Origin of the sequence: Bacillus sp. BD48 (genome assembly GCF_046566805.1) — a bacterium.
Taxonomy (GTDB): Bacteria; Bacillota; Bacilli; order Bacillales; family Bacillaceae; genus Bacillus; species Bacillus safensis.
Genome location: NZ_JANGFM010000004.1, coordinates 405,394 through 411,598 on the forward strand (window position 1 = coordinate 405,394; position 6,205 = coordinate 411,598).

General features: G+C 42.0%; 6 protein-coding genes, 2 tRNA genes and 1 rRNA gene. 6 read left to right on the plus strand and 3 right to left on the minus strand.

The features are described from left to right. Positions 1-130 precede the first annotated feature (130 nt). Positions 131-793, plus strand: a complete 663-nt coding sequence (locus ACLGGR_RS14360; protein WP_410973320.1) for an O-methyltransferase — start codon at positions 131-133, stop codon at positions 791-793. A 36-nt stretch (positions 794-829) separates the two neighbouring features. Here ACLGGR_RS14360 and ACLGGR_RS14365 read toward each other — a convergent pair whose 3' ends face one another. Then, complete coding sequence (locus tag ACLGGR_RS14365; RefSeq protein WP_039176830.1) at positions 830-1,156, minus strand: AzlD domain-containing protein; 327 nt, start codon at positions 1,154-1,156, stop codon at positions 830-832. Beyond that, on the minus strand, positions 1,153-1,878 hold the full coding sequence (locus ACLGGR_RS14370; protein WP_251216963.1) for an AzlC family ABC transporter permease: 726 nt from the start codon (positions 1,876-1,878) through the stop codon (positions 1,153-1,155). The genes ACLGGR_RS14365 and ACLGGR_RS14370 overlap by 4 nt, the downstream gene beginning before the upstream one ends. A gap of 295 nt (positions 1,879-2,173) precedes the next feature. Here ACLGGR_RS14370 and ACLGGR_RS14375 point away from each other — a divergent pair, with 295 nt between their 5' ends. Then, entirely contained in the window at positions 2,174-3,049 is an 876-nt protein-coding gene (locus ACLGGR_RS14375) for a DMT family transporter (RefSeq protein WP_323650526.1), read from the plus strand. Between the two features lie 78 nt (positions 3,050-3,127). Next, a complete protein-coding gene (locus ACLGGR_RS14380; RefSeq protein ID WP_410973321.1) occupies positions 3,128-4,147 on the plus strand; it encodes a S66 family peptidase in 1,020 nt (339 codons plus the stop codon). A gap of 35 nt (positions 4,148-4,182) precedes the next feature. On the opposite strand, the gene gltP is transcribed toward ACLGGR_RS14380, so the two are convergent. Further along, entirely contained in the window at positions 4,183-5,433 is a 1,251-nt protein-coding gene (gltP, locus tag ACLGGR_RS14385) for a glutamate-aspartate/proton symporter GltP (RefSeq protein ID WP_142946598.1), read from the minus strand. Between the two features lie 369 nt (positions 5,434-5,802). Here gltP and ACLGGR_RS14390 point away from each other — a divergent pair. The 3 genes from ACLGGR_RS14390 to ACLGGR_RS14400 form a co-directional block, all read left to right on the plus strand. Beyond that, positions 5,803-5,879: transfer RNA gene (locus ACLGGR_RS14390), tRNA-Arg, on the plus strand. Positions 5,880-5,890: 11 nt separating this feature from the next. Further along, positions 5,891-5,964: transfer RNA gene (locus ACLGGR_RS14395), tRNA-Gly, on the plus strand. A gap of 131 nt (positions 5,965-6,095) precedes the next feature. Next, positions 6,096-6,205: ribosomal RNA gene (locus ACLGGR_RS14400) — 16S ribosomal RNA — on the plus strand; the annotation flags it as partial.

Sequence of the window (6,205 nt, forward strand, 5' to 3'; positions counted from 1 at the left end):
GCTTCATGTATTCATCATCACATGTCTTTCATCAAAAAAATGAATAGATGTGTGAAAAGAATTGATTATACGCTCTCACGATCATCATGTAGACTTGAGAGAGAAGACATAATCAAGGGAGATGGATGAAATGGAGCAAGTGTGGAGAAAAGTTGACGAGTATATCACAGACAAGTTGATCCCTAAAGATGATGTATTGGAGCAAGCTCTTACTCATAATAAGCAAGCGGATCTACCAGAAATTGATGTGTCGCCAGCCCAAGGGAAAATGCTTTATTTATTAGCAAAAACGAAGAATGCAAAGCGCATTTTAGAAATCGGGACACTCGGTGGTTACAGTACCATTTGGCTGGCGCGTGCTCTCGAAGAGGATGGAGAACTCATCACACTAGAGGCTGTCAGCCATCATGTACAGATCGCACAGCAAAACATCAGCAGAGCTGGCTTATCAGAACGGGTGAGCATTTTGGAAGGAAAGGCATTAGATACGCTATCTCAGTTAAAAGAGAAGGCTGAACTTCCATTCGATTTGATTTTCATTGATGCAGATAAACCGAACAACCCGAATTATCTAAAGTGGGCATTAGATTTCTCGAAAAAGGGAACAGTCATTATTGCAGACAACGTTGTCAGAAATGGAGCCGTCCTTCATGACTCTGATGAGGATGAACGAGTACAAGGAACTCGTGAATTTTTCGATTTACTCAAACAAGAGCCTAGAATAGAGGCAACAGCGATTCAAACTGTTGGTGAAAAAGGTTATGATGGATTTGTATACGGAATTGTAAAATGAAAAAAAGCTTAACCGCATGTGGTTAAGCTTTTTCTTTTAGAAAAACCATCTGGCAGTCCCCATCAGCATGACGCCGACAAGAACAGTAAGTGACAAGCTTTTGGTCCAAACAGCAATGAGTACAGTAGGAGTCAAGACAGCAAGGTACATCCAATGGATAGTGACGCCTGTGCCTGTTGTTGTATGGATGAAGAGATGCTCTGCAATCAAAGCTGTAAAGATACAAATAGGAATAAACGATAACCATTTCAGCACCACTTCAGGCAGCTGAATACTTCTTACAAAAATAAAGGGTACGACCCTTGGAATGATGGTGACGATCATACAACCAACAATGAGCCATAGCATAAAGCTGCTGATCATTTATCTGTCACCACCCCAATGGTTGCGACAAGCACAGTTGCTAAGAGAACAGCCACATGTGATGGAACAAAATGAAGCAGAACAAACATGGCAACGACCATATACAAAACAAGCGATAGGCGATGAGTTAACTTATTTTTGGGTACTGTCTGTAACGAAAGGACTAGCAGTGCAGCAAACATCGCTGATAAAGCAAAATCAAGACCAAGCGCTTCAGGATTTGAAATCCAGTGTCCAAAAATGCCGCCAAGTATGCAGGCCGCAATCCAGCATAAATACGCCGTTATGTTCAGCCCGTGCATCCACCTGTTATTCAGCTTTCCTTGCTGCGCTAATTTATTCATCGCTACACCAAAGGATTCATCAGTCAGCAAAAGACCGAACCCAATATTTTGTTTCACAGAGTAGCGTGTAAAATGAGGAGCAAGCGTCAGGCTGAGCAATAAATGACGCAGATTCACAATAAATGTGGTGAAAATAATAGCAGAAAGGGGACTACCCGTAACAAGCAGTGCACAGATAATAAACTGTGAAGCACCTGCGTAAATAAAAATCGATAAAAGCGCAATGTCCCATATACTTAACTGTGCGCTAATTCCAACAATTCCGAAGGCAAACCCAATACTCATATAACCGAGCAGGGTTGGCACACAATCTTTTATTCCCTCGAGAAACGGTTCGTGTTCCGTGCGGGGAATGTGTTTCCTAGCTTCAATATCCAACGTCCTCTACTCCTTTTGTGCGTGGCCACCTATAGTTTTACTTACTATATGAAAACGAATTCAGCATGTCAATAGCCGGTTATCTTCTATTATATGAAGAAAAAAGGTGTAAAAAGGATTGAAGTCAACCAGAATTTGTTATAAAGTATCAGAAAATAAAAATAATTGGAGTGACGACAAATGCTGTGGAAACCTTTGTTTGAACATGATGTTCCAAATGCTCTCCGTCCATAACGGAGAGTGATCTCCGTTTGTGGATATGGTACTCAAAATATCCAATAACGGAGGGAAAATGATGAATGAAAAATATATAGGCGCCCTTTACTTAGCAATCGCTGCAAGTATTTGGGGCGGCATGTACGTTGTTGTCAAAGTAACAGTAGCGGTGGTTCCGCCGCTTGAGCTTGTATGGATGAGATATGCTATAGCAGGAATCGTGCTGGTGTGCACCATTTGGCGCTTGGGCTATTCCTTTCGATTAGATAAAAAAGATATCCCGCTTGTTGTCATGATCGGATTGATCGGAAATTTCCTATCAATTGTGACCCAAGAAATCGGCACCATGTATACGTCGGCACAAATGGGGGCTGTGATCACTTCTGCGACCCCTGCCTTTATGGTGCTGTTTGCGTTCTTTCTATTAAAAGAAGTCATGACTGTTCGAAAGTGCGCATCCATCCTGCTTGCTACAGCAGGTGTATGGCTCATGATTGGACCAGTCGCAGTGCAAACAGATGAATTTATTGGCGGTCTCTCACTCGTCATCGCTGCTTTTACATGGGCGCTCATGTCTGTTTTGCTGAAACGGGTTCCAGGAAAGTACCCTCAAGTCGTGACGACCACATATGCGATCATCATTGCATTCATTGTCTTAACACCACCTGTTCTATTTCGTTTACCTCATCTAGATGTGGAGCAGATGGCAAGACCAGAAATTTGGGGTGGCATTCTCTATCTAGGCATCATCTCAACAGCTTTAGCATTCTTTTTGTGGAATAGAGGGCTTCAATTGATGGATGCCTCGAGCGGCGGTCTGTTCTTCTTCTTTCAACCGATCGTAGGGACAGCTCTTGGCTGGCTGCTTTTAGGTGAAGAGATGGGGATACGCTCATTCATTGGGATTCTATGTATCTTTGCAGGAGTCTATACTGTACTGCGTCAAAAGGAATAAGAAGAGATGTCCCTTATAAAAGGGGCATTTTCTTTAAAATGGATAGGTTAAGAGAGATAGAGGTTGGAGGGAAGCACAATGATACAATTTCCGCATTTGCAAAAAGGACAAACAATTGGCGTCACAGCACCTTCCTCAGGTGTACAGCCATCTTTACATGACATGTTTCAGCTTTCATGTGAACGAATGAAAAATAGAGGCTATGATGTCATATGTGGTGAGACGGTCTGGAAGCAGGAAAAGGCAAAATCTGCCCCTGCGATAAAACGAGCAAACGAACTTCAGTACATGATGACATGTGATGATATTGACCACATCATCCCGCCATGGGGAGGACAGCTGCTTATGGAAGTGTTAGAGCACCTCGACTTCTCATCGATGAAGAAAAAGTGGATTCTTGGTTACTCAGATACGAGTGCACTCCTGCTGGCGTTGACATTAAAAACAGGCATTGCCACTGCACATGGGCCGAACTTAGTAGATCTTCAGGGAGAAGAGCTTGATCAAACGACTGTCATGTGGGAAGAGGTGCTTTCAACAAAAGGGGAAATGGCCATAAGCCAGTTTTCTTCATCTATGTATCAAAAGGAATGGAAGCGTGACGATCCGATTAAACATGTCTTTCATTTAACAGAATCTACTGCATGGCATACGATTGATCAACAAGAAAAGATGGTAAAGGGAAGACTGCTAGGTGGCTGCATTGATGTCATACGTCATTTAGCAGGGACACCTTATGGGGACGTCAAAACTTTTCAGAAAACATTCATAAACAATGAACCAATTCTCTGGTATTTCGAAAACTGCGAATTAAATGCTGCAAGCGTGAAGAGATCACTTGTTCAATTAAAACTAGCAGGGTGGTTTGATCACTGTTCAGGTATGATGTTTGGGAGAAGTGCAGTAGATGTGCCTGTTGAAGGGTATCAGTATCAGGATGTATATGAAGAATTACAAAAGGAACTACAAATCCCTATTTTTTACGATATAGATTGTGGGCATGTCCCGCCGCAAATGACGCTGATTAATGGGGCATATGCAGAAGTACAGCTGCAGCCTCAAGGAAAAGCCGTACTTAAGCAAACATTTTTAGCATAAAAAAGGAAAGGGTGACCCCTTTCCTTCATATAACATTACATCCCTTTTGTTTCTTCACCTGCTTTAGGAACTTCCCATGCTGACTCACGGAATACTTTTTCCCATTTAGATACGACAATACATGCAACGGCATGCCCTGGAACATTCACGCCTGTTCGTGCCATATCCATAATTCGGTCAACACCGGCTATGATGGCGACGCCTTCTGCTGGAAGACCTACTGCATGAGCGGTTGCCAAAAGAACAACGAGTGAACCGGATGGCACAGCTGCAATCCCTTTACTCGTTAACACAAGAACAAGCATCATCAACAGCTGCTGTGACAGACTCATGTCGACACCAAACGCTTGTGCAAGGAATACGCAGGAAACCGATAAATATAAACTTGATCCATCACAATTGAGAGAAAGACCAGATGGAATCACGAAGGAAACGATTCTTTTTGGGCACCCGTATTTCTCCATTCGTGACATCAGTTGAGGAAGGACAGTTTCAGTGCTCGTAGTAGAGAAGGCAACAAGGAACAAATCCCAAATCATTTTTAATACTTCGAAGTAGTTAAAACGGAAGATCAGTGCGACCAGAGGGAATAAAGCAAAGAGAATAATGAATAATCCTAAAAATACAGTGCCGACAAGCTTCATCATTGGGATTAATAAAACAATGCCATATTGGCCGACAGAAGCAGCCATTAATGCAAGAACCCCAATAGGTGCTGTCACCATCACCATCTGTGTGAGCTTAAACATGATTTGTGCCACTGATTCAAAGAAGGTGAGAACAGGAGCAGAAGCTTTACCGATGCCGCTTGCCGCTACACCAAATAAGATGGCGAAGAAAATGACAGCAAGTAAATCATTCTGAGCCATAACATCGACGATATTGGTTGGAATGATATCTAATACCATTTGTTTAAAGTCAACGACTTTCTCCGTATAACCATCTAACTCCCCAATATCTTTCTTAGCTAATTTAGAGAAATCGAGGCCAACGCCAGGCTTTAGTCCATTTGCCAATAATAGACCGATCCCAAGAACGATGGTTGTGATGACCTCAAACCAAATGATCGTCTTTAATCCAAGGCTGCCCATTTTCTTCATGCCGCCGCTGCCGGCTGCACCAATAACAATGGTTGAGAAAACGATTGGAACAACGATCATTTTAATCAGCCTGATGAATCCATCTCCAATTGGCCGCAGTGCCATTCCGAAGTCAGGGAAGAAATGGCCGATAAGAGCTCCTATCACCAAAGCGATCATGATTTGAAAAGCGACGAACTTTTTCATCATCTCCTACCTCCTTTAAATGCTTGGAAAAATATTAAGAATTTTCCAATAAATAAAAATTCTATGTGGCCATGTTTTGTCCTCCTTTGTATTTAGAAAGATTTTATTTAAGAATCATTGGAATTATGAAGAAAGAGAAGAAAATAGGGCTATTACATGTCTATTTATCTAAGAAAAAATCATTTTTAAAAAACATGAAACTTTTTTAGAAAAATGTATTGACCCTTTTATGTAATCCATGGTATATTTTTATTCGTCGCTGATGACGTATTTGAAACACAAACGTTCACACGCATGCGACAAACAAATTTTAAAAAGATGTTGACTTAAAAAAAACGATATGTTAAGATAATTAAGTCGCCTGATTAAGCGCCCGTAGCTCAATTGGATAGAGCGTTTGACTACGGATCAAAAGGTTAGGGGTTCGACTCCTCTCGGGCGCGCCAATACAAACCACGCGGGTGTAGTTTAGTGGTAAAACCTCAGCCTTCCAAGCTGATGTCGTGAGTTCGATTCTCATCACCCGCTCCATTTTGAACATGATCTTTGAAAACTAAACAAGACAAAACGTACCTGTTAATTCGAGTTTTTATAAAAAAATCCTATGATACTTCATAGGTAGTCAGTCAAACTGGCGAAAAGCAAAACTTCGGTTTTGTACTTTTTCGGAGAGTTTGATCCTGGCTCAGGACGAACGCTGGCGGCGTGCCTAATACATGCAAGTCGAGCGGACAGAAGGGAGCTTGCTCCCGGATGTTAGCGGCGGACGGGT

Excerpts from the sequence above, each read along its gene's own strand:
- ACLGGR_RS14360 (WP_410973320.1), top strand. The coding sequence starts at position 131 with ATGGAGCAAGTGTGGAGAAAAGTTGACGAGTATATCACAGACAAGTTG.
- ACLGGR_RS14365 (WP_039176830.1), bottom strand. The coding sequence starts at position 1,156 with ATGATCAGCAGCTTTATGCTATGGCTCATTGTTGGTTGTATGATCGTC.
- ACLGGR_RS14375 (WP_323650526.1), top strand. The coding sequence starts at position 2,174 with ATGAATGAAAAATATATAGGCGCCCTTTACTTAGCAATCGCTGCAAGT.
- ACLGGR_RS14380 (WP_410973321.1), top strand. The coding sequence starts at position 3,128 with ATGATACAATTTCCGCATTTGCAAAAAGGACAAACAATTGGCGTCACA.
- gltP (WP_142946598.1), bottom strand. The coding sequence starts at position 5,433 with ATGAAAAAGTTCGTCGCTTTTCAAATCATGATCGCTTTGGTGATAGGA.